The following is a 22,724-nucleotide window of genomic DNA, read 5'->3' as shown; positions in this document are numbered from 1 at the left end:
AGTTTTACTTCAGATAGCGCAATAACCACTCGGTCATTTTTCCGTAAGGAGGGCGCGCTGTTTTTGTGCCTTTGAAGAAATTCAAACCAAAGAAACCGCGTACTTCAAGAATCGACTTCTGGTGGCTAAAGGTATCAAAGCCTGCTTTACCGTGATAGCTGCCCATGCCGCTGGCGCCAACACCACCAAAAGGTAGATCTTCAATAGTGATGTGAAGTAGTGTGTCATTGACAGTAACGCCGCCAGAGCGAGTCTCACTCAAAACCCGCTTCATATTCTTTTTGTCTTTACCAAACCAATACAAAGCAAGGGGGTTCGGCTTGTTATTGACATAAGCAATTGCGGCAGAAGTGTCAGTAACAGTCACGATTGGCAGAATAGGCCCAAAGATTTCTTCATGAAGAATACGCGCTTCTGGCGAAACGTTGATCAATGCAATTGGCTCAAATGGTCGTGCGCCGGCACCTGGGTTATTAAGGAGAGGTATAGCTTTGGCTCCACGATCTAGCGCATCACTTACTAAGTGTTGCCAGTACTCTAGTTGTCTTTCATCAATCGGGCCAGTTAATTCTGCAGGATTGCTAAATTGAGTTTGTGCTGCAGCTTGCAACTCTTGAATAAATGCATCTTGAAGACTTGCTTCAATCAAAACATAGTCTGGCGCAATGCAGGTTTGTCCGCCATTCAGCAACTTGCCATAGGTGATCGAGGCAGCCGCATCTTTGAGTTTGGCACTCTTATCAATAATGACGGGGGTCGTACCACCTAGCTCCAGTGTGACCGGCGTGAGGTTCTCAGCCGCAGCGCGCATCACCTTTTTACCGATTGTGCCGGAGCCAGTAAAGAAGAGGTGATCAAAAGGCAACGCTGCAAATTGCTCAGCTACATCGGGACCGCCAGTAGTGACACAAAATTCTGATGGGTGGAAATACTCTTGAATTAAGCTCGCAACAAATCCGGAGGTACGTGAACTACGTTCAGATGGTTTTAGCCATACGCGGTTGCCAGCAGCAAAAGCAGCGATCGCTGGTATGAGGGCTAATTGCACAGGATAGTTCCATGGGCTCAAAATTCCAACTACACCAAGCGGCTGACTTTCAACATAGGCATGTGAAGCGCCCATATGAAAAGGCACTTCTCTTTGCTCCGGCTTCATCCATTCTTTAAGGTGCTTGCGTGTGTATTTGCATGCCTGATAAATCATCTGGCATTCAGCAAGTCTTGTCTCTACGGAATGGCGAACGCCAAAGTCTGCCTCAAGAGCTTTGCAAATTTTCTCTTCATTAGCTTCAATCATTTTTTCAATGCGAGCAATGCGATCTAACCTGACTTCAATCGTAGGATTTGGTTCAGCAGCAAAGGCTGCCTTAATTTCGTCAAGCTGGATAGTGAAGCGATTCATAGGGGATTATTGGTTGGCAGATATTGGAATAAGGCATTAGGATAAAGCCATGGAAACAAATATCAATAAAAACGAACCCCTTTTAGAGCGTGCAACCCTTGGTGGGGGCTGTTTTTGGTGTCTTGAGGCGGTTTATCAGCAAATTACCGGGGTGAAATCCGTGGTTTCTGGTTACGCTGGCGGTGCCAGACCTAATCCGACTTATGAAGCTGTCTGTACTGGCGTATCTGGCCATGCGGAGATTGTGGATATTTTGTTTGATCCACAAGTGGTTTCATTTCGGGATTTGCTGGAAATCTTTTTTGTGATTCATGATCCAACGACTTTGAATTATCAAGGCAATGATCATGGCACGCAATATCGCTCTGTCATTTTTACGCATAGTGATGAGCAAACTAAGATTGCGCGTGAAGTAGTGGCGGAGTTGGAGGATTCAAAAATCTACTCCAATCCTGTAGTAACGCAGATTGATGCTGCGCCAACCATTTATCCGGCTGAAGAGTATCACCAGAACTATTTTCAGCAGCATCCCAATCAGGGGTATTGCATGGCGGTGGTTGCGCCTAAGTTGGCTAAATTTAGAGCGAAATTTAAATCGCTCATAGCGCCTCAATACTCCTAAGGCTGAAAGAGCTTAAGGAGCTAAGCGGTTCACATGCCACTGATTTCCATCTAGCTTGTAGTGCATGCGGTCATGCAGTCTCGAAGGACGACCCTGCCAGAATTCAATTTCAGTAGGGCGTAGGCGGTAACCACCCCAATGCTCTGGACGAGGGGGTTTGTCACCAAATTCCGCCTTAAAGCGTTTCTCTGCTTCTTCCAAGAACTCGCGGTTAGGGATAGCCGCACTTTGAGGCGATGCCCAGGCACCAATTCTGGAAGCAGGTGGACGGGAATGAAAGTACTCGTCACTCTCAGCGGCGGTCGCTTTCTCAACAATGCCTTGAATACGCACCTGGCGCTCCAGTTCATGCCAGTGAAAGAGTAGAGCTGCCTGCGGGCGAATAGCTAAATCGCGACCTTTTTGGCTTTCGTAGTTGGTAAAAAAGGTAAAGCCACTTTCATCGGCGCCTTTTAGTAAGACAATACGGGCTGATGGATTTCCTGCTTGATCTGCTGTCGCCAGGGTCATGGAGTTGGGTTCCGGGCACTCTGCCTTCATTGCTTGTTCAAACCAAAGTTGAAAAAGCTGCAGGGGGTCCTGTGGAACTTCGGTCTCTGATAGCTGGCCAAAGGTATAGTTTTTGCGGAGTTGAGCAATGGAGTCCATTTATTCAGTATAAAGAGAAGCTATGGCAGAAGACAAGGCAGAAGATAAGGCAGAAGGCAGCTTAGAAAATCGTCGTTTTGGCGGAGTCTCTAGACTCTACGGACCAGAGCTGCGCGAACGTTTTCTAAATGCCACTGTAGTGGTGGCAGGTCTAGGAGGAGTTGGCTCTTGGGCTGCCGAGGCTTTGGCGCGCACTGGCATAGGACATTTAGTCTTGATTGATTTTGATCATATTGCTGAGAGCAACACAAACCGACAATTGCATGCTTTGGAAGGGCAGTACGGTAAAGCAAAAGTTGAGGCGATGACGCAACGCATTCTGCAAATTAATCCAGAAATCAAGCTCACTTCTTGTGATGAGTTTTTGGAACCAGAAAATCTCGATCGACTTATTCCGGAAAATGCATTGGTGTTGGATGCCACTGATTCAGTGCAGACCAAAATTGCTTTATCTGTTTGGGCTGTTAAAAATCAGCGTGCATTAGTAATGTGTGGTGCTGCCGGCGGAAAATCTGATCCAACATCTGTGCGTTGTGAAGATCTTTCTCGTACCGAACAAGATGCTTTGCTAGCTAAGGTTCGCCAAGGGCTAAGACAAGATCACGGCTTTTCCAGAAATCTCAAGAAAAAGATTGGCATCCGTGCTATCTACTCTCACGAGCCCCGTGCAGGTGCTTCTAGCGGTGGCTTGGCTTGCTCCGGCTATGGTTCTACGGTGATGGTTACCGCTGCCTGTGGCTTGGCGGCAGCTGCGGAAATACTCAATCTGATTGCTGCTCAGTAGTCTTTTTGTAAAAAGTGCCTGAAATCCTTAGGGGGATTCCCTGTAGGAATTTACTGATTCTTTTGCAATCACCAATAATTTATTGCAAGACCACTCATTGATTTCAAAGACATTTTTATTAATGTCTATTCAGATTTATTCAATTCGTCACTTTAGTAATTTTTCACCTCTAGTGCTCATCATCAGTCCTCCCTAGACTTTGCTCCGTTGGTAAATCGCCAACGACAAATCGAAAGGAGGTCTCTCTTGCAGACTGAACACACTGGCTTAAAGCGCCACCTCAAAGTACGTCACATTCGTTTGATGGCCTTAGGCTCAACGATCGGAGTGGGCTTATTTCTTGGATCGGCTAGCGCCATACAAATTGCTGGCCCATCTATTCTTTTGGGCTATCTGCTTGCAGGCTTGGTTGCCTTCATTGTTTTACGTACCCTTGGTGAAATGGCGGTGCATGAACCTGTAGCAGGCTCCTTTGCGGCTTATGCCAATAGTTATGTCGGTCCACTGGCCGGTTACATGGTGGGTTGGGGTTATTGGACCTATTGGATTGTGGTCGGCATTGCCGAAGTCACGGCCGTAGGTATTTATATGGGGATATGGTTTCCAGAGACGCCACAGTGGATCTGGGCGCTTTCCTCAATTGTGATGATGGGTTTAATCAACCTCATTGCCGTAAAAGTATTTGGTGAGTTTGAGTTTTGGTTTGCCTTGATTAAGGTGGTAGCGATTGTCGCCATGATTGCTCTCGGCGGCTCGGTCATCTTGTTTGGATTTACAAATGATTGGCAACCGATTGGCTTAAGCAATCTGTGGCAACACGGTGGCTTCTTCCCAAATGGCATTAGTGGAATGTTGCTGTCACTACAAATGGTTTTGTTTGCTTATGTTGGTATCGAGATGATTGGCTTGTCTGCGGGCGAAGCTGAGAACCCACAAAAAACGATTCCCATGGCTATTGATTCTCTGGCATGGCGCATTCTGATATTTTACATGGGTGCCATTCTCGTGATTTTGGCTATCTTCCCTTGGAATCAGGTGGGTCAACAAGGCAGTCCATTCGTAGTGATGTTTGAAAGATTGGGCTTACGTGAAGCGGCTGGGTTAATTAACTTTGTTGTCATTACCGCTGCACTTTCATCTTGTAATGCAGGCATCTTTAGCGGTGGGCGTTTGTTGTATTCCCTATCGTCTAATGGTTACGCGCCTAAATCCTTTTCAAAGCTCTCAAAGTATGGAGTGCCACACCGAGCTGTGATGTCTACAGTCGGAGTCTGCATGACAGGCGTAGTACTGAATTATTTCGTGCCTGATAAAGCTTTTCAATACATGATGGCAGCAGTGACATTCATTGGTTTGATGGTCTGGATTGCCATTCTGATTACGCAGATTAAATTCCGTCACTCTCTATCTAAATCCCAAGTAGCTCAATTAGCTTATCGCGCTCCTTGGTGGCCGTATTCCTCGTGGTTCGCTTTGGCATTCATTGCTCTGGTAGTGGTGTTAATGGGCTTTCATGAGGATGCACGGATCGCATTAATAGTCGGGCCGTGCTTAATGGGCGTGTATCTCGTGATGTTTTATGTCGTGGGCTTACATCGCAATACCGCAAGCAAGCGTGAATTTAAATAATAGGAGATAGCAATGATTATTGGTGTACCTCAAGAGGTAAAAAATAATGAGTTTCGGGTCGGCCTAACACCCGGTAATGTGAGCGGGCTATGTAAGCAAGGACATTCTGTTCTTATTCAGCGGGGCGCTGGGGCGCAAATTGGCTTGAGCGATGAGGCCTATCGCCTTGCTGGCGCTAGCTTAATCAATAGTGCCGCTGAAGTGTTTCACAAGGCGGAGATGATTGTGAAAGTCAAAGAGCCTCAGGCGCAGGAGTGCGCCATGCTGCGCGAGGATCAAATTCTGTTCACATATTTACATTTGGCTCCAGACCCCAAGCAAACAAAAGCCTTGCTGCAATCCGGTGCAACTTGTATTGCCTATGAAACTGTCACTGCTATGAATGGCGCCTTACCTTTATTGGCGCCTATGAGCGAGGTGGCTGGGCGCATGTCCATTCAAGCAGCTGCATCACATCTTGAGAAAACCAATGGCGGCCTAGGGGTGCTGATGGCTGGAGTACCTGGCGTTTCACCGGCAAAGATTGTGATTCTGGGTGGAGGTGTAGTGGGGCGCAATGCTTTGCAAATGGCGGTTGGTATGGGTGCAGATGTTTGCATCTTTGATCGCGATATCGAGCGCTTACGTCAGATTGATATGTTCTATGGCAATCGAGTGCGAACTTTTTACTCTGATAGTTTGCTAATTGAGCAGGAGGTCTGTGAGGCAGATGTTGTGATCGGAGCTGTCTTGCTTCCTGGTGGTGCAGCACCAAAGTTGGTGACGCATGACATGATCAAAAAGATGAAGCCAGGTTCAGTGGTGGTGGATGTAGCCATTGATCAAGGCGGTTGTTTTGAAACTTCAAAACCGACAACCCATGCAGACCCTACGTTTGTAGTGGATGGGGTGCTGCATTACTGTGTTGCTAATATGCCGGGCGCAGTTTCTAGAACATCTACCTTTGCCCTCACCAATGCAACCTATCCTTTTGTAGAGGCTTTAGCCAATCGTGGTGTGATGAAAGCGCTTTCCATTGATCACCATTTGCGTAATGGTTTAAGTGTTCATAAAGGAGTCTTAACTTCAGAGCCGGTTGCACAGGCTCAAGGGCTGGATTGCGCCTCAGCTGAGGAGTTATTGGTGGCATAGCAGATATCCAAAAATGGCTAGTCCAGTGAGTACGGGATTTAAACTATCCCCAATGTGCAAATCATTGCAAAACTGACTGGACCTACTTACATGGATTTTTCAGCATTAACTCTCTCCGCTGGGGTAGTTGCCTTAGCGGAGATGGGTGATAAAACCCAACTGCTTTCTTTGATGCTAGCAGCTCGCTATCCAAGGCAAGCTATGGCAATCATTGCTGGTATTTTTATTGCCACGATCGCTAATCATGCATGCGCAGCCTTACTGGGGCATTGGTTGACGACTCTGGTGTCACCCGATGTTATGCGCTGGATTTTAGGATTGAGTTTCTTGGGCATTGGTTTGTGGTTGTTGGTGCCGGATCATATTGACGACGCTGCTGGATCCAAGGTGGCTGATAAGGCTTTACAAGTATTTTTGCTGACGACTGGCCTGTTCTTTTTGGCCGAGATGGGTGATAAGACACAAATTGCCACTATTGCCCTGGGTGCTCGTTATGAGGATGTAGTCTCAGTAACCATTGGCACCACATTGGGGATGATGTTGGCCAATGCTCCTGCAGTCTGGATTGGTCAAAAGTTCACCAAGCGTATGCCTATCAAGTGGGTGCATGCCATAGCGGCCATTACCTTTATTACTATTGGCATTGCTACCTTGATCTGGGCTTGATTTAGAGGGTTCACCAGTTCGCCGGCCTAGACTTAAAATAGGCTCATGAAAACTGATCTCCCACAGAGCTTTCGTCGGCTCGAATACCGTCCTCCTGTTTACACCTTCGATCAGGTCGAGCTTGATATTGCTCTAGACCCAGCCAGAACGATTGTTAAAAGTCGAATTGAAGTTCTGCCAGGCAAAAGCTTTGAACCAGGGGCTCCCTTGGTATTGGTCGGACATGAACTCGAGTTCGTCAGCTTGCGGATTAATGGCGAGGCCCATCGTCATTTTGAATTAACCCCTGAAACACTCACAATCCATTCTTTGCAAAATGAAGGTAAAGATAAATTTATCGTTGAAATTATTTGTGTTTGTGTGCCAGAGAAAAACACAACCCTGATGGGTTTGTACGTTTCTAATGGCAACTTCTTTACCCAGTGTGAGGCCGAGGGTTTTAGAAAGATTACTTATTTCCTAGATCGTCCAGACGTCATGGCGCGATTCAAGGTAACGCTGCGCGCTCGTGAGGCAGAGTGCCCAGTCTTGTTATCTAACGGTAACCTGATTAATACAGAAAAACTTCCTAATGGTTGGCATAGTGCGACCTGGGAAGACCCATTTCCGAAGCCTTCGTACTTGTTTGCCTTGGTGGCAGGCAAGCTTGAGTGCATTGAAGAGACTATTACTACCAGTAGTGGTGCTAAGAAGCTCTTACAAATTTGGGTTGAGCCGCATGATCTGAAGAAGACCCGTCATGCTATGGACTCTTTGATTGCTTCAATCCACTGGGATGAAAAACGCTTTGGCCTTGAGCTGGATTTAGAGCGTTTCATGATTGTGGCTGTGAGCGATTTCAATATGGGCGCGATGGAAAACAAGGGATTGAATATTTTCAATACCAAGTTTGTTCTTGCTCAACCAGAAACAGCAACTGATGCTGACTTTGCCAATATTGAAAGCGTTGTTGCGCATGAATACTTTCATAACTGGACTGGTAACCGAGTGACGTGTCAGGACTGGTTTCAGTTATCGCTGAAGGAAGGTTTAACCGTTTTCAGAGATCAAGAGTTTTCTGCTGACCAAATGGGTAGTGAATCGGGCAGGGCAGTAAAGAGAATTGAAGATGTTCGATTGCTGCGTCAGCTCCAGTTCCCAGAAGATGCGGGTCCGATGGCGCATCCAATTCGTCCTGATGAGTACCAAGAGATTAATAACTTCTATACCGTTACCGTGTATGAGAAGGGCTCTGAGGTCGTCCGGATGTACCAAACCCTGCTTGGTAGGGATGGTTTCCGCAAGGGTATGGATTTGTACTTCAAGCGCCATGATGGGCAAGCAGTGACCTGCGATGATTTCTTGATGGCGATGGCTGATGCTAATGGCAAAGACCTGACTCAGTTCAAGAATTGGTATAGCCAAGCAGGGACTCCAAGAGTGAAGGTGCAAGAGCATTACGACGCTGCCAAAAAACAGTACCAACTCACATTGACGCAAAGTTGTACGCCGAGTCCCGGTCAGCCAGAGAAAAAGCCTTTTCATATTCCATTGAAGATGCGTTTAATTACTAAAGCCAACGATCAAAAAGAGCAGTTGCTGGAGTTGACGCAAGGTAGTCAGACTTGGACCTTTTACAATATTGCAGAGCGTCCAGTGCTATCGATTAATCGCAATTTCTCGGCACCGATTAACTTAGATTTTGAGCAGTCTGAAGCAGATCTCTTAACGCAATTCTCTAGCGATGACGATGCGTTCAATCGCTGGGAGGCTGGTCAAAAACTAGCAATGCAAATGATTCTGAACAATCGCTTGCCTGATGCCCAGCTCATTGAGGCCTATCGCAATATCCTGCTTGATCCTAACTTGGATCCTGCCTTTAAAGATCTAGCCCTGACGCTACCTGCTGAGTCTTATTTGTATGAGCAATGTACGAGCGTGGATCCGCAGAAGATATTTACTGCACGCCGTGCCTTCCGCAGAGAAATTGCTAAGCAACTCCAGCTGGAGTGGGCTGCCTTGTATCAGCAGATGCAAACACCAGGGCAATTTAAGTCAGACGGAGTGGACTCTGGAAAGCGCGCACTCAAGAACTTGTCTTTAAGCATGTTGCTTGAAGCGGCGCCGGGAGTATGGGCGCCAATGGCTGCTAATCAGTATCAAATTGCTGACAATATGACTGAACGTTACGCTGCTTTAGCTGCGTTGGTGGTTCATGGTGCAAAACCAGCCAAAGAGTGTTTAATTGATTTCTACAACCGATTTGCTAATGATGCTTTAGTGATTGATAAGTGGTTTGGTTTGCAATCAAGCCGTCCACCAGTTGATGGTCTCGACTCTACGCTGGAAGAGGTGAAGAAGCTGCGCGAGCATCCTGCATTTAAGTTAAATAATCCTAACCGAGTACGCAGCGTCATTCATGCCTTCTGTGCAAACAACCCGGCAAGCTTTCACCAGGCTGATGGCAGTGGGTATGAGTTCTGGGCCGATAGCGTCTTGGCGCTTGATCCCATTAATCCTCAGGTTGCCGCTCGTCTTGCTAGAGCCCTGGATCGCTGGCGCTTATTTGCTCAACCCTATCAAGATCGCATGAAAGCCGCTCTGGAGCGTGTTTCAGCGTGCCAGACACTCTCTCCAGATGTGAGAGAGGTCATAGGAAAAGCGCTGGGTAACTAAGGACTAATGGAGCTTGTTGCTGTACGAAACACCCAAGCGAACCGCAAGCTTTTCTAGGTTCTTATCGAAAGTCCAGAGCCGAGCGTTTTCTGAAAGCAGGGTTGATGCAAGAAGCGAAACGTCGATTGCGCCACATCCAGATTCTTGAAGCCGATGCTTTTCAATAAAGTCTAATATTTCAGTTGGGGTGGCCACAGTTGCTTGTTGCAATTTTTTAATATAACTTAAGGTATTAGAGCGTGGGGCAGGTGGTGAACCACATGCCAATTCAATTAAAACTAAGGGATGGCAAAGAATTTGGTCGTTTATCAAAAGGGATTCAAACGATTCATTTGATTTTCTAAAGTGGGCCACCCAAACAGACGTATCAACTAAAACCATGGTCATAATCACTGACCATCCTTCATTTTGCGGCGAGGAATAGTTTTCATCTGCGGGGCTTTTCCGCCCAGTGCTGCTAATCTCTTTGCTACTTGTACTCTTATGAAGACATTAATTGCCTCCCTGAAGAGGTCTGCTTTATCCATTTCGGGATCAGCGAGATCCAATCCCCTCTGGTAAAGGTCGTCATCAATGGTGACAGTGGTTCTCATGGTTACTCCTCATCAATAATGATGCATTATAACATCAAAAATAACATCAAAGTTAGAAGGGTTGGTTGTAAGGAGAGCGGTTTATTGAAGAAATAGTCAGTTTTTCAGATTGGCATTGAGAACAGGGCAAAATAGATCCTAATTTCAATAGAGCTTTGGAGAGATACCTTTGTCCTCAAGTACCCATATTAATTTCAAGCAATATTTAACATCTGCAAAACCTGCGGGCGCGGCTATTCCTGCTGGGTTGCAAGATTTGCTTACGGCGGTAGTTAATACCTGTTCAACACTGAGTCATGAAGTGGCTCAGGGCGCATTGATTGGATTGCTCGGCTCAGCAGGCACTGGCAACGTACAAGGTGAAGTTCAGCAAAAGCTCGACATCATTGCAAACGATTTACTGATTGATGGTGTCAAGGGTTGCAAGTCTCTTGCTGGTTTGGCCTCTGAAGAGATGGAGCTGCCTGTTCCCGTTCAAGGAACAGGGGATTACTTGCTCTTGTTTGATCCACTCGATGGCTCATCCAATATTGATGTGAACGTTTCTATTGGGACGATTTTTTCTGTTCTAAAGAAACAAGACCCTAACGCACCTTTACAGACTTCTGATTTCTTATTGTCAGGTCGCCATCAAGTTGCTGCTGGTTACGTGGTGTACGGTCCTCAAACCACAATGGCATTGACCTTAGGTGATGGTGTAGTGATGTTTACGCTCAATAAAGTCACCGGCGAGTTTTTATTGATCAAGGATTCAGTAACAATTTCCCATTCAACTAAAGAGTTTGCAATCAATATGTCCAATATGCGTCACTGGGCTGATCCAGTACGCCGTTATGTTGAGGAGTGTCTTGCTGGCGTGAGCGGTGCGCGCGATAAGGATTTCAATATGCGTTGGATCGCCTCTATGGTGGCAGATGTACATCGCGTTCTCTCCCGTGGTGGGGTGTTTATGTACCCATGGGATCAGCGTGAGCCACATAAGCCTGGCAAGTTACGCTTGATGTACGAAGCCAATCCTATGAGTTTCTTAGTGGAGCAGGCGGGCGGTGCTTCTACCAATGGTACAGATCTGATTATGGATTTACAGCCAACCGATTTACATGAGCGTGTTTCTGTGATGTTGGGTTCGAAAGAAGAGATCGATCGTATTCAGCATTACCACTCATAAGTTGATCAACTTATCCAAATAAAAAACCCAATCAGCTGATTGGGTTTTTTATTGTTCTGAAGTAATTTCAGAGGACCATCAATTTCGCCCTTAAGGTTTTACCTTTTCTTTGAGATAGGCAAGTGATTCTTCCACTTGATCGATGAGGATGAGGCAGATATCGCCAGCAGATAGATCATCTAGAGCGGTATCAATTGCTTTAAATTCACCATGAATCTCTTTAATTTGCTTTGCCTTGGTAGCTCCCGCTAGACCTTCTTGAAGTAGCTTTAATACTTCGCCGTCTTCGCGTCCACGCTGGCAGGCATCTTGATAGAGGATGACGTTGTCAAAAGCATTGCCTAAGATGCGAGTGAGATCACGAATATCTTCGTCACGACGATCACCTGCGCCACTAATCACAACATGGCTCTTATTTGGCTTCATTGCTTCGATGGCGCTAGTTAAGGCCCGCATCGCATCTGGATTGTGACCATAGTCAGCAATGACAGTTGCGCCATTGTGCTGGAATTGATTAAAGCGACCCGGTACTGAATTGGCATTGCTTTCAAAGCTGTGTAAACCACGTGCAATCTTTTCTGCATCCAGACCTAAGGCCCAAGCTGCACCGATTGCAGCCATCGCATTTTCCACCTGGAAGCCCAGTACACCATTTTGGGTCAATGGAATCTCACTGACAGGGAAGCGGAACATCACGCGTGCACCTTTGGAGGCAACGATATAGGTGCCATCAAAGTAAATGACTTTCTTGTTTTTGGCGCGATGTGCTGCAATCACTGGATGGTGCTGGTTTTGGGCAAAGAAAATAACCCGACCAGAACATTTATCACCCATCTTGGCAACCATTGGGTCAGCCGCGTTGAGAACTGCTGCTCCAGTAGGGGCAACGTTTTGCACAATCACGCGCTTGAGGATGGCCAAGTCTTCAACGCTGGTAATGTAGTTGAGGCCAAGGTGATCGCCTTCACCAATATTGGTCACTACGGCCACTTCACAGCGATCAAAGCCAAGTCCCTCGCGAAGCATGCCGCCTCGAGCAGTCTCTAATACTGCCGCATCCACATCAGGGTGCATCAATACATTGCGTGCACTCTTAGGGCCGCTGCAATCGCCTGTATCGATTAAGCGATGATTGATATAAACACCATCTGTGCCAGTCATACCAACACGCAAACCTGTCTCAGTAATCAAGTGAGAGATCAGGCGAACGGTTGTGGTTTTGCCATTGGTTCCAGTGACTGCTACGACAGGAATGCGTCCATCTTCGCCTGGAGGGAACATCATATTGACGATGTCCTCACCAACAGGGCGGCCTTTGCCGTAGGACGGCTTTAGGTGCATACGCAAGCCAGGCGCTGCGTTTACTTCAACAATGCCACCGCCTTGTTGCTCAAGTGGCTTATAGATAGATTCACAAAGGATATCTACACCAGCAATATCAAGACCAATCATTTGAGCGGCTGCTACAGCACTTGCTGCGACATCAGGATGAACGTCATCGGTAACATCAGTTGCAGTGCCGCCGGTACTTAAATTGGCGTTGTTACGCAGCAGAACGCGCTCACCAGTTTTAGGAACATGTTGTGGGGTAAGGCCAGAACCTGCCAAATGTGCCAGGGCAATGTCATCAAAACGAATCTTGGTCAGTGCAGTAGCGTGGCCATCGCCACGCAATGGATTTTTGTTCTCTATTTCGACTAATTCAGCAACGGTATGAGTGCCATCACCAACTACCTGGGCGGGTTCGCGGCGTGCAGCAGCAGAAAGACGATTGCCTACTACTAGTAAGCGGTAGTCTGCGCCTGGCAGATAGCGCTCAACAATAGTTTCGCGACCAAAGGCTTGAGTCACGATAAAGCCGGCACGTACCTCTTCTTCAGTCTGAATGTTGGCAACAACACCTTTACCTTGATTGCCGTCCTTTGGCTTAAGCACAATAGGGCCACCAATTTTTTGAGCGGCGCGCCATGCATCATCGGCGGTCGTAACCACTTCACCAATCGGAACGGAGACACCAGCAGCAGCAAGTAAGTTCTTGGTGAGCTCTTTATCTTGCGCAATCGCTTCAGCAATTGCACTGGTATCACTGGTTTCGGCAGCTTGAATACGTTTTTGTTTGCTACCCCAGCCAAATTGCACCATGCTGCCTTCAGTCATGCGGCGATAGGGGATATTGCGTTGAACTGCTGCATCGACGATAGATCCAGTGCTTGGTCCTAAACGGACATCTTCATACAGCGCCTCTAGTTCGGAGAGTGCTGCAGCTAGATCAAATGGCGCATCGTTGAGCGTTGCTTGAATTAATGCAAAACCAAAGTCAAAAGCCATCCGACCAACGACTTCTTCGGTGTATTCAACAACGACTTGGTAAACGCCTGCGTCTACAGTTTGAACAGTGCGACTAAAGGTAACCGGGCAACCTGCTTGCGCTTGAAGACCTAGGGCTGCATGCTCTAAAGCATGTGCCAATGAAAGCACCTCATTGTGGCCGCCGCGACGCATGCTGCCGAGCTGCGGAAAGCGTTCACGAATCTTAATTTCAAACTGGGGAATAGAGTCGATTGAACGCTCTGATTCATCACAAGAAACAATGGCTTCTAAAGCGGTATGACGGCTCCATAAATTTGGGCCGCGCAACATACGAATGCGGGTAATTTCCAATTAAGCCCCTGTAGCAGTAGTGGCGTCAGGTACGAAAGTCTCTGCACCTGCTTCGATAACGTTAAACGGAATGTCTAAAGCCCAGGCTGCAGCAATAGCCGCACCTAAATTCATAGTCTTCCAAGGAGTAGAGCTGTTTGCCTCTGAGTGGCGTGGCACAGGAATGGATTTCTGATCCAATTTGCCGGACTTCAGAGTAATTTGTTGTTTACCAATCGTCACTGCACGACCGCCATTGAGCAGGTGAGTCTTAATGATTTCAGATTCTGGATTTTCACTAAAGAAAATCACATCGCCATCGCAAAGTTCTGCCATTTGAACGCACATTGCATCATCAGCGTTCAGAACCGCTACGCCTGTTGGTAGAACAACGTCGACCTGTGTACGAACAATGCTAAAGACTTGATCTTCATCGTAGATAGCGTATTGCGGGAAATTGGCCTTAGGATCGACATTAAGTACCACGCCGACCTGGCAACGATCGTAGGCCAAACCCTCGATCAACATTGATAGGTGATTGTTCTCAATGACCACTGCTTCTACAGCACGATTGAGAAGGGTGCGACGGGCATTTTCCCAGTTCGACGAGTTGGAATTTGGAATGGCACGATTGCCAAAAAATAAGCCCTTGCTGCAAGATAGGCCAACATAGACATTGGTAAGGCGCAAGAAATGCGCAATCATTTCAGCAACGGGAGTTTTGCCACGCTCACCACAAACACCAACCACTGGGATGCGGAAATCCGCGCCAGGAGGGAAGAGATGATTGGCGATTTCTTTGCCAACAGGCTGGGGTTTGCCGCTAGCGGGCTTTAAGTGCATCAATAAGCCTGGGCCGGCATTAACTTCAACAATGGCGGCGTTTTGGTCTGCTAATGGCTTGCTAATATCTTGCGCTACTAAATCAACACCGGCGATTTCTAGGCCAACAACACGAGCAGCTAAAGCTACTTGGCTAGCAACATCTGGGTGAATTAAATCAGTGACATCAAATGCAACGTTACCGTTACTTTGAATTAATACTTTTTGATCAATGGCAGGAATACTGTCGCCAGTTAATTGCTGGCGCGCTAGTTCAAGCTCTACTGCAGAGTCAATACGAACTGGATTAAGAGGGTGCTCTTCCGCAGTACCACGACGTGGATCAGAGTTAATCTGAATTTGAATGAGTTCATAAACGGTGTGCTTGCCATCACCAGTAACCCAAACCGTTTCACCTTTTGCAGCAGCAACAACTTTATTACCGACTACGAGCAAGCGATGTTCATCGCCAACAATGTGACGTTCAACCAATACTTCACTACCTTCATCAATCGCAACTGCATAGGCAGCTTCAATTTCTTGTTGGGTGTAGAGGTTAATAAATACGCCGCGACCATGGTTACCATCGATCGGTTTCACTACTACTGGCAAGCCGATGTCTTGCGCAGCTTCCCATGCATCATCAGGGCTGGTGACAGTTCTACCTTCCGGTGTTGGTACGCCTGCGCTACGCAGCAAGCTCTTGGTTAAATCTTTGTCGCGAGAAATCGTTTCTGCAATCGCGCTTGTCTGATCAGTTTCAGCAGTCCAGATGCGACGTTGCTTAGCTCCATAACCCAATTGCACTAAGTTACCTTCTGATAAACGAATCGAAGGAATGCCGCGCTCTTCAGCAGCATTAACAATGCAAGCAGTACTTGGACCTAGCAAAAGATCGTCACCAAGGTCGCGTAAATTTTCGATGATGGTTTGCACTAGAGCTACACAATCACTGTTGTCTTGTGCCAAAGCTAAGTAAAGGTCACGCGCATATTTAAGGGCAGTTAATGTGACCTCTTCATTGATGGCGCTAACCATCACTTTATAAACACCACGACGATCACCGTCACGTGCTTTGCCAAACCCGCCAGGAATGCCGGCTAAATTTTGCAGCTCAAGCGTAAGGTGCTCCATGATGTGAGCAGGCCAAGTGCCTTCTTCAACGCGCTTTAAGAAGCCGCCAGTTTCACCATAACTGCAACGATGTTCAACCAGGCTTGGCATTGCCTTCACAAGGCGATCGTAAAAGCCGGGAATGAGATTAGAGGGATAGTCCTCTAAATCGCCAATATCGACCCAAACCTCGATAACAGGATGGTAGGTCCACATATTGGGGCCACGGAGATGCTTAACGCTCAGAATCTCGATGGATTTATCTAGTAATTGGGGCATATGCAGTGTTGCGATGGCCGTCGCCAGGGTTTTGGCGTTGACGCGTCAGACAGTCTCTCTGTTTCTAGTAGTTATTGAAAAACTCACAAAAGTAGCAAAAATACATAAAAAGGCCTATATAGACAATTTAACGGCTTTTGCCCCCCTAAAGTTGACAGGAGCAATAAATCTAAATAATTTAGCTCCACTATACTTTTAAGGTCAATGAAGCCACAAATCTTACCTTTTGCCCCCGTGCTGCCAAGCTCTTGGGAGGCTGTTTTAGCGAATCAAAACACCCCAGTAAAGAGTCCCGATGCCCTGCTGGCTTGGGTTGAGCTCGATCTGGATGCGGATTTGCGCTTTGAAAAAAGCCTGCTTTTGCTCAGTGAAGAGGGTCTATTTTGGACAGATGGCAAGGTATTTGAATCTTGGCAATTGGGTCAAGGCACCCATTTAGTCCATGGTGATCATGCAGGAGTAGGGCATCTGAGGCTAGAAACTGCCGATAAGTTACTCAAGTCTTGGAATTTCACCTTAGCTGTGAATCCGCAGGTGCTTCGATTGCAATCGAGCTTTAAGCAGCTTAATCGTGGTGAAGAGATTAGTAGTGGGGAGGTTAGTGAGTACGACAAACAGGTATGCCCAGCTTGCTTGAGTCCTAAGCCTGCAAACTCTGAGAGCTGCCCAACTTGCGATCCCGAGGATGACGCACCTCCATCGACTTGGACATTATTTAAGCTCTGGCGTTTTGCCCGTCCCTACAAAAAGCAATTGCTACTCGGCTTTGTATTAACTCTGCTATCTACTGGCGCTACATTAATTCCACCGTATCTCACGATGCCGTTAATGGATCACGTGTTGATCCCATACGAGAAGGGCAATCCGATCGACTTCCATTTAGCCAGCATGTATCTCTTGGCTTTATTTGGTGCTGCGATCGTTGCATGGGGCTTGGGTTGGTGGAAAACATATTTACTTGCTCTAGTGAGTGAGCGTATTGGCGCTGACTTAAGAAACACTACCTTTGAGCATTTACTCAAACTCTCATTGGAATATTTTGGTGGCAAACGTACAGGCGACTTGATTGCACGTATCGGCGCAGAGACTGATCGCATCTGCGTTTTCTTGTCTTTGTACGCACTCGATTTTGCAACTGATGTGTTGATGATCACCATGACAGCGGCGATCTTGGTATCCATCGATCCCTTGCTAGCTTTAGTTACTTTGGCGCCATTGCCATTCATCGTCTGGATGATTCACGTAGTGCGTGATCGCCTACGTTTTGGTTTTGAAAAGATTGATCGCATTTGGTCTGAAGTGACTAATATTCTTGCTGACACGATTCCAGGCATTCGTGTTGTGAAAGCATTTGCACAAGAAGATCGTGAACTCAAGCGCTTTGTAGATTCGAATAAACACAACCTACAAATTAATGATCGCGTGAATCGCGTCTGGGGATTGTTCTCTCCTACAGTGACACTGCTGACAGAAACAGGTTTGTTGGTGGTGTGGGGCTTTGGTATCTGGCAAGTAGCGCATCAGAAAGTCACTGTTGGCGTCTTGATTGCATTCTTGGCATACATCGGACGTTTTTATATTCGCCTCGATTCAATGAGCCGCATTGTTTCTCATACCCAAAAAGCAGCTGCGGGTGCTAAGCGTATTTTTGACATTCTCGATCACGTCTCTAGTGTTCCGGAGCCTATTAACCCAGCTCCTTTGGGTGAAGTCAAAGGCCGCATCTCGATGCGTGGTGTGGGTTTCCGCTACGGCAATCGCGCTGTCACTAAAGGTATTGATTTGGATATTGCCCCCGGTGAAATGATCGGCTTAGTAGGGCATAGCGGCTCAGGAAAAAGTACTTTAGTGAACTTGATTTGCCGTTTCTATGACGTGAGTTCTGGCTCTGTTTCATTAGATGGGCGCGATATTCGCAGCATCGCCATTTCTGACTATCGCAAGCGCATTGGTCTGGTATTGCAAGAGCCATTCTTATTCTTTGGTACGATTGCTGAGAATATTGCTTACGGCAAACCTGATGCCACTCGTGAAGAAATTATTGAAGCAGCACGCGCAGCTCATGCCCATGAGTTTATTCTGCGCCTGCCCCTAGGTTATGACTCTCTAGTTGGTGAGCGTGGTCAGTCTTTATCGGGTGGCGAACGTCAGCGCATCTCTATCGCACGTGCCTTGTTAATTAATCCAAGCATTTTGATTTTGGATGAAGCAACCTCATCTGTTGATACGACAACTGAAAAAGAAATTCAGCGCGCATTGGATAACTTAGTTAAAGGCCGCACCACGATTGCGATTGCGCACCGTCTCTCCACTTTGAGAAAAGCGGATCGCTTGGTTGTGTTGGATAAAGGTGAGATTGTTGAAATTGGTTCTCACGAGCAGCTAATGGAAGCTCAGGGCGCTTATTACACCTTGTACCAAGCTCAGCTACGTCATGCGGCAGAGTTGGTTGAGGGCGGTGCTATTGGCGAAAGCTTGGAAGAAGAACAGGCTGAGCAGCAAGAAGAAAAACTAGAAGAAGTGGCTAAGAAAATTGGGGGTGGGGTATGACGCAAATTAATCAATCCACTCATCAGCTCGAGCGTGATGCGCTAGGCCGCCTAGTCTTTATTGATAAGAAGGGTGAGCGACATGTAGGCGTTCATCCAGTAAGAGCCTTTCCGATTACTGCGCCTGGCGCAGGTATTGGCATCATGAACCAATCCGGTAAAGAACTTTGCTGGTTTCCAAACATGGCTGCGATCTCTGAAGCAGAACTTGGATTGATTGAAGAGGAGCTGGCCGAGCGTGAGTTCATGCCGGTCATTGAAAAAATCACCAAGGTCTCAACCTTCGCCACGCCAAGTATTTGGGATATCGAAACCGATCGTGGCCCAACACGTATACGCCTCAAGGGTGAAGAAGATATTCGTAGGATTGCTGGTAATACCTTGCTGATTGCCGACTCGAATGGTTTGCAGTTTTTGATTAAAGACTCCACGCAACTGGATAAAGTCAGTAAGAAACTTCTAGATCGCTTCCGTTAAGCAGCGGTATTCTGCGGTCATGTTAAGGGAAAACCCTTAACAATAATTTGCATAAAAGACCTTTTAAAAATGTGCATTTTTCGTGCATTAAATGCAGTTTTTTATCTCTGATGTAAGTACACTATCTACGGTCTTTGGCTTGAGTTATCAGGGTTTCTACTAGATTTCAGAAGCCCGTGTGAATCGATTGCGAAATTATTGATGGTAGTCAAGTTTTACTGGCACATCTTGTTTAAAAATCACTCACACAACAAATAAGCCAAATTAAATTGGTTAACCATTTTTTGGAGACATATCTTATGAAGATGAAATTTAAAGGTGCATTGATTTCTACCGCTTTAGCTCTTGGTGTTGCAGGCGTATCTCCTGCATTCGCTGCATGGGAGCCAACCAAGCCTGTTGAGTTCATTATTCCAGCTGGTCCTGGCGGCGGCGCTGACCAAATGGCTCGCATGATCCAAGGCATCATTACTAAAAACAACTTGATGAAGCAGGCTGTTATTCCTGTGAATAAGGGTGCAGGTGCTGGTGCAGAAGGTTTCTTGGCAATGAAAGAAGCGAAGGGTGATCCAAATAAAATCGTGATCACACTTTCAAACTTATTTACAACTCCCTTAGCAACAGGTGTTCCATTCAACTGGCAAGACATCACTCCAGTAGCGATGTTGGCACTCGACCAATTCGTTTTGTGGGACAACGCTGACAAACCATACAAGACTGCTAAGGAATATATCGACGCAGCTAAAGCTGCTGGTCCAGGCAAATTCAAAATGGGTGGTACTGGTTCCAAGTCTGAAGACCAGATCATTACTGTAGCGATTGAAAAAGCAACTGGTGCTAAGTTCACTTACATCCCATTCAAGGGAGGTGGCGACGTAGCGGTTCAGTTGGTTGGTAACCACATTGATTCTTCTGTGAATAACCCTATTGAAGCAGTTGCCCAATGGCGTGCAAATAAATTACGTGCATTGTGCGTATTTGATGACACACGTATGCCATACAAAGAGAAGGTTACTGATACTCAATCATGGTATGACGTACCAACTTGTAAAGAAGCTGGCGTTCCAACTGACTATGTCATGTTGCGCGGCATCTTTATGGCTCCTGGTGTAACTCAAGAGCAAGTTGATTTCTACATCGACTTGTTTAAGAAAGTTCGTGCTACTCCAGAGTGGAAGAAGTTCATGGCTGATGGTGCATTCAATCAAACATTCATGACCGGTAAAGAATTCAGAAACTGGCTCACATTGAATGAAGCTTTGCATAAGCAATTGATGTCCGAGGCAGGATTCTTAGCTAAGTAATTTTGTTAGAACAAGATGGGACCTCCAGTAGGGGGTCCCATTTTTTAAGTAAGTGCGTTAATCAACTTTATTAAAAATATAAAAATGTCTGAACATACAAATAATTCAAATCAAGAATCAGCGATCAGCGTAAGAGCGATGGATATCATCACTGCGCTCGTATTCATTGCGATTGGCCTGACAGTAATGGTCGGCAGCTTGAAATTGGGTGCTAGCTGGGGTGCGGATGGTCCAGAAGCGGGATATTTCCCTTTCTACATTAGCTTGATTATTTTGCTTTCAAGCACAGTCACTCTTTACCAAGCTGCGATCGTTAATAAGAAAAAGAAAACAGAGTCATTTGTCGATAGCGAGCCATTAAAGCAAGTTATGGCCGTGCTTCTGCCGGCGACTGTGTTTGTATTGGGCGTGCAATTAATTGGTATTTATGTTTCTGCTGCTCTCTACATCGCGATCTTTATGGTGTGGTTAGGCAAGTATCCAATTTGGAAGGCTGTTGCTGTGTCTGTTGGCGTGAGCGCTGCCCTCTACCTCATGTTTGAGTACTGGTTCCAAGTTCCATTGCCACACGGTGCCTGGTTTAACCCGCTCGAATTCTTGGGTGTGCAATAAAAAAGAATAACTATTAAAAAAGATTAAATAAGGAGTTCAAGTTGGAAGAAATTAGCGCTCTATTCAACGGCTTTGCCGTTGCAATGACACCCTTTAACTTGCTGTTAATGTTGGTTGGTGTAACGCTCGGTGTGATCATCGGTGTGTTGCCAGGTTTAGGTGGTGCAAACGGTATTGCGATTCTGTTGCCGTTGACATTTACCATGCCACCAACTTCCGCGATCATCATGCTCTCCTGTATTTACTGGGGTGCGTTGTTCGGCGGAGCGATTACATCGGTGCTCTTTAATATTCCCGGCGAGCCGTGGTCTGTTGCGACAACCTTTGACGGTTACCCAATGGCCCGTAATGGCAAAGCTGGCGAAGCATTGACTGCAGCCTTCACATCTTCATTCGTAGGTGCTTTCTTTGCGATCGTGATGATTACCTTCTTGGCACCATTGGTTGCGAAATTTGCACTCCAATTCGGTCCACCGGAGTTCTTCTCGGTCTACCTGCTTACCTTCTGTAGTTTCGTGGGTATGAACAAGGGATCGCCATTTAAGACCATTTCAGCAATGATGTTGGGCTTCGCCTTGGCTACTGTTGGTATGGATACGGTTACTGGCCAGTTGCGCTTGACATTCGGTAACCCAGAATTAATGCGCGGCTTTGACTTCTTGATCGCTGTGATCGGCTTGTTCGGTATCGGTGAGATTCTCCTGTCAATGGAAGAAGGCTTGGCATTCCAAGGTGCAGCAGCGAAGATTCGCGGCAAAGTGGTTTGGGAAACTTGGAAGCAATTGCCTAAGTACTGGGCTACTTCATTACGCAGCTGCTTAATTGGTTGCTGGATGGGTATTACTCCAGGCGGTGCAACACCTGCTTCTTTCATGGCTTACGGCGTTGCTAAGCGCGTATCCAAAGATGGAGACAAGTTTGGTACCGGCAAGATGGAAGGTATCGTTGCTCCAGAAACTGCAGCTCACGCTGCTGGTACTGCAGCACTTCTCCCAATGTTGTCACTCGGTATTCCTGGTTCACCAACAGCAGCGGTATTGCTCGGTGGCTTGTTGATCTGGGGCTTGCAACCTGGTCCTTTGCTTTTCGTAGAGAAGCCAGACTTTGTTTGGGGCTTGATCGCTAGTATGTACTTGGGTAACTTGGCTGGCTTGTTTGTTGTATTAACTTGCGTGCCACTGTTTGCCTCCATCTTGAGAATTCCATTCTCAATCATTGCACCAGTCATTATTGTGATTTGTGCGGTTGGTGCATACACCGTTCATAACGCCATGTTTGACGTTTGGTTGATGATGGGCTTCGGTATTCTGGGTTATGTCTTTAAGAAACTGGACTACCCAATGGCGCCAATGGTCTTGGCCTTGGTATTGGGCGACCGTGCAGAAGATTCGTTCCGTCAATCCATGTTGTTCTCACAGGGTAGCTTAGATATTTTCTTCTCTAACCCATTGGTAGGCGGCATTACATCTTTGGCTTTATTGCTCCTCTTCTGGCCATTGATTGGCAAGTTTGTAGGCAAGAAAAAGTCTGCTGCAGCATAAGTAACTCGCTAGAAATAGCGATTTCACAGGAAAAAGGGGCGTCAGCCCCTTTTTTCATGCGAAAGACAGAAGAAATACAAAATTCCGAT

General features: G+C 46.6%; 18 protein-coding genes. 12 read left to right on the top strand and 6 right to left on the bottom strand.

The window, feature by feature from the left end; translation table 11 throughout:
• Positions 1-4: 4 nt before the first annotated feature.
• Positions 5-1,402, bottom strand: a complete 1,398-nt coding sequence (locus ICN10_RS01135) for a coniferyl aldehyde dehydrogenase (RefSeq protein WP_216211536.1) — start codon at positions 1,400-1,402, stop codon at positions 5-7.
• A gap of 49 nt (positions 1,403-1,451) precedes the next feature.
• Here ICN10_RS01135 and msrA point away from each other — a divergent pair, with 49 nt between their 5' ends.
• Positions 1,452-2,024 carry a peptide-methionine (S)-S-oxide reductase MsrA gene (msrA, locus tag ICN10_RS01130; RefSeq protein ID WP_216211533.1) on the top strand — a complete coding sequence of 191 codons (573 nt, stop codon included), beginning with the start codon at positions 1,452-1,454 and terminating at the stop codon, positions 2,022-2,024.
• 12 nt (positions 2,025-2,036) lie between these two features.
• Here msrA and pdxH read toward each other — a convergent pair whose 3' ends face one another.
• Positions 2,037-2,672, bottom strand: a complete 636-nt coding sequence (gene pdxH / locus ICN10_RS01125; protein WP_216211530.1) for a pyridoxamine 5'-phosphate oxidase — start codon at positions 2,670-2,672, stop codon at positions 2,037-2,039.
• A gap of 22 nt (positions 2,673-2,694) precedes the next feature.
• Here pdxH and ICN10_RS01120 point away from each other — a divergent pair, with 22 nt between their 5' ends.
• The 5 genes from ICN10_RS01120 to pepN all read left to right on the top strand — a co-directional run bounded on the left by ICN10_RS01120 (position 2,695) and on the right by pepN (position 9,537).
• Complete coding sequence (locus ICN10_RS01120; protein ID WP_068323788.1) at positions 2,695-3,456, top strand: ThiF family adenylyltransferase; 762 nt, start codon at positions 2,695-2,697, stop codon at positions 3,454-3,456.
• Between the two features lie 246 nt (positions 3,457-3,702).
• On the top strand, positions 3,703-5,085 hold the full coding sequence (locus ICN10_RS01115; RefSeq protein ID WP_216211528.1) for an amino acid permease: 1,383 nt from the start codon (positions 3,703-3,705) through the stop codon (positions 5,083-5,085).
• Positions 5,086-5,097: 12 nt separating this feature from the next.
• A complete protein-coding gene (ald, locus tag ICN10_RS01110) occupies positions 5,098-6,216 on the top strand; it encodes an alanine dehydrogenase (RefSeq protein WP_216211526.1) in 1,119 nt (372 codons plus the stop codon).
• A gap of 90 nt (positions 6,217-6,306) precedes the next feature.
• On the top strand, positions 6,307-6,882 hold the full coding sequence (locus ICN10_RS01105; RefSeq protein WP_216215092.1) for a TMEM165/GDT1 family protein: 576 nt from the start codon (positions 6,307-6,309) through the stop codon (positions 6,880-6,882).
• A 45-nt stretch (positions 6,883-6,927) separates the two neighbouring features.
• Positions 6,928-9,537, top strand: coding sequence for an aminopeptidase N (gene pepN / locus ICN10_RS01100; protein WP_216211521.1), 2,610 nt, complete (start codon positions 6,928-6,930; stop codon positions 9,535-9,537).
• A 3-nt stretch (positions 9,538-9,540) separates the two neighbouring features.
• Here pepN and ICN10_RS01095 read toward each other — a convergent pair whose 3' ends face one another.
• Together ICN10_RS01095 and ICN10_RS01090 are read right to left on the bottom strand one after the other, a co-directional pair.
• Positions 9,541-9,924: a type II toxin-antitoxin system VapC family toxin gene (locus ICN10_RS01095; RefSeq protein ID WP_216215090.1), complete on the bottom strand. Its 384-nt coding sequence runs from the start codon at positions 9,922-9,924 to the stop codon at positions 9,541-9,543.
• A 2-nt stretch (positions 9,925-9,926) separates the two neighbouring features.
• Positions 9,927-10,130 (bottom strand): type II toxin-antitoxin system VapB family antitoxin, encoded by a 204-nt coding sequence (locus ICN10_RS01090; protein ID WP_215359488.1) that lies wholly within the window; start codon positions 10,128-10,130, stop codon positions 9,927-9,929.
• Positions 10,131-10,299: 169 nt separating this feature from the next.
• Here ICN10_RS01090 and ICN10_RS01085 point away from each other — a divergent pair, with 169 nt between their 5' ends.
• On the top strand, positions 10,300-11,298 hold the full coding sequence (locus ICN10_RS01085) for a class 1 fructose-bisphosphatase (RefSeq protein ID WP_216861041.1): 999 nt from the start codon (positions 10,300-10,302) through the stop codon (positions 11,296-11,298).
• A 90-nt stretch (positions 11,299-11,388) separates the two neighbouring features.
• On the opposite strand, the gene cphA (ICN10_RS01080) is transcribed toward ICN10_RS01085, so the two are convergent.
• Together cphA (ICN10_RS01080) and cphA (ICN10_RS01075) are read right to left on the bottom strand one after the other, a co-directional pair.
• A complete protein-coding gene (gene cphA / locus ICN10_RS01080) occupies positions 11,389-13,959 on the bottom strand; it encodes a cyanophycin synthetase (protein ID WP_216211518.1) in 2,571 nt (856 codons plus the stop codon).
• Positions 13,960-16,152 carry a cyanophycin synthetase gene (cphA, locus tag ICN10_RS01075; RefSeq protein WP_216211515.1) on the bottom strand — a complete coding sequence of 731 codons (2,193 nt, stop codon included), beginning with the start codon at positions 16,150-16,152 and terminating at the stop codon, positions 13,960-13,962.
• A gap of 204 nt (positions 16,153-16,356) precedes the next feature.
• On the opposite strand from cphA (ICN10_RS01075), the gene ICN10_RS01070 reads away from it, so the two are divergent.
• From ICN10_RS01070 to ICN10_RS01050, 5 genes are all read left to right on the top strand, one after another.
• Complete coding sequence (locus ICN10_RS01070; protein WP_216211512.1) at positions 16,357-18,702, top strand: ABC transporter ATP-binding protein; 2,346 nt, start codon at positions 16,357-16,359, stop codon at positions 18,700-18,702.
• The gene (locus ICN10_RS01065; RefSeq protein ID WP_216211509.1) at positions 18,699-19,178 is read left to right on the top strand and encodes a DUF1854 domain-containing protein; all 480 of its coding nucleotides are present in this window, start codon (positions 18,699-18,701) and stop codon (positions 19,176-19,178) included. The genes ICN10_RS01070 and ICN10_RS01065 overlap by 4 nt, the downstream gene beginning before the upstream one ends.
• Positions 19,179-19,483: 305 nt before the next feature.
• Complete coding sequence (locus tag ICN10_RS01060; protein WP_216215088.1) at positions 19,484-20,482, top strand: tripartite tricarboxylate transporter substrate binding protein; 999 nt, start codon at positions 19,484-19,486, stop codon at positions 20,480-20,482.
• Positions 20,483-20,566: 84 nt separating this feature from the next.
• Entirely contained in the window at positions 20,567-21,094 is a 528-nt protein-coding gene (locus ICN10_RS01055) for a tripartite tricarboxylate transporter TctB family protein (protein ID WP_216211507.1), read from the top strand.
• Positions 21,095-21,135: 41 nt separating this feature from the next.
• Entirely contained in the window at positions 21,136-22,635 is a 1,500-nt protein-coding gene (locus ICN10_RS01050) for a tripartite tricarboxylate transporter permease (RefSeq protein WP_216211504.1), read from the top strand.
• Positions 22,636-22,724: the final 89 nt, after the last annotated feature.

It is taken from the genome of Polynucleobacter sp. 86C-FISCH (assembly GCF_018882415.1).
Taxonomy (GTDB): domain Bacteria; phylum Pseudomonadota; class Gammaproteobacteria; order Burkholderiales; family Burkholderiaceae; genus Polynucleobacter.
This window is presented reverse-complemented; position numbering and strand designations above follow the sequence as displayed.

What these genes read in the sequence shown, in the direction of transcription:
- ICN10_RS01135 (WP_216211536.1), bottom strand. Translation starts at nt 1,402, where the DNA reads ATGAATCGCTTCACTATCCAGCTTGACGAAATTAAGGCAGCCTTTGCT.
- msrA (WP_216211533.1), top strand. Translation starts at nt 1,452, where the DNA reads ATGGAAACAAATATCAATAAAAACGAACCCCTTTTAGAGCGTGCAACC.
- pdxH (WP_216211530.1), bottom strand. Translation starts at nt 2,672, where the DNA reads ATGGACTCCATTGCTCAACTCCGCAAAAACTATACCTTTGGCCAGCTA.
- ICN10_RS01120 (WP_068323788.1), top strand. Translation starts at nt 2,695, where the DNA reads ATGGCAGAAGACAAGGCAGAAGATAAGGCAGAAGGCAGCTTAGAAAAT.
- ald (WP_216211526.1), top strand. Translation starts at nt 5,098, where the DNA reads ATGATTATTGGTGTACCTCAAGAGGTAAAAAATAATGAGTTTCGGGTC.
- ICN10_RS01105 (WP_216215092.1), top strand. Translation starts at nt 6,307, where the DNA reads ATGGATTTTTCAGCATTAACTCTCTCCGCTGGGGTAGTTGCCTTAGCG.
- pepN (WP_216211521.1), top strand. Translation starts at nt 6,928, where the DNA reads ATGAAAACTGATCTCCCACAGAGCTTTCGTCGGCTCGAATACCGTCCT.
- ICN10_RS01095 (WP_216215090.1), bottom strand. Translation starts at nt 9,924, where the DNA reads ATGACCATGGTTTTAGTTGATACGTCTGTTTGGGTGGCCCACTTTAGA.
- ICN10_RS01090 (WP_215359488.1), bottom strand. Translation starts at nt 10,130, where the DNA reads ATGAGAACCACTGTCACCATTGATGACGACCTTTACCAGAGGGGATTG.
- cphA (WP_216211515.1), bottom strand. Translation starts at nt 16,152, where the DNA reads ATGCCCCAATTACTAGATAAATCCATCGAGATTCTGAGCGTTAAGCAT.
- ICN10_RS01070 (WP_216211512.1), top strand. Translation starts at nt 16,357, where the DNA reads ATGAAGCCACAAATCTTACCTTTTGCCCCCGTGCTGCCAAGCTCTTGG.
- ICN10_RS01065 (WP_216211509.1), top strand. Translation starts at nt 18,699, where the DNA reads ATGACGCAAATTAATCAATCCACTCATCAGCTCGAGCGTGATGCGCTA.
- ICN10_RS01060 (WP_216215088.1), top strand. Translation starts at nt 19,484, where the DNA reads ATGAAATTTAAAGGTGCATTGATTTCTACCGCTTTAGCTCTTGGTGTT.
- ICN10_RS01055 (WP_216211507.1), top strand. Translation starts at nt 20,567, where the DNA reads ATGTCTGAACATACAAATAATTCAAATCAAGAATCAGCGATCAGCGTA.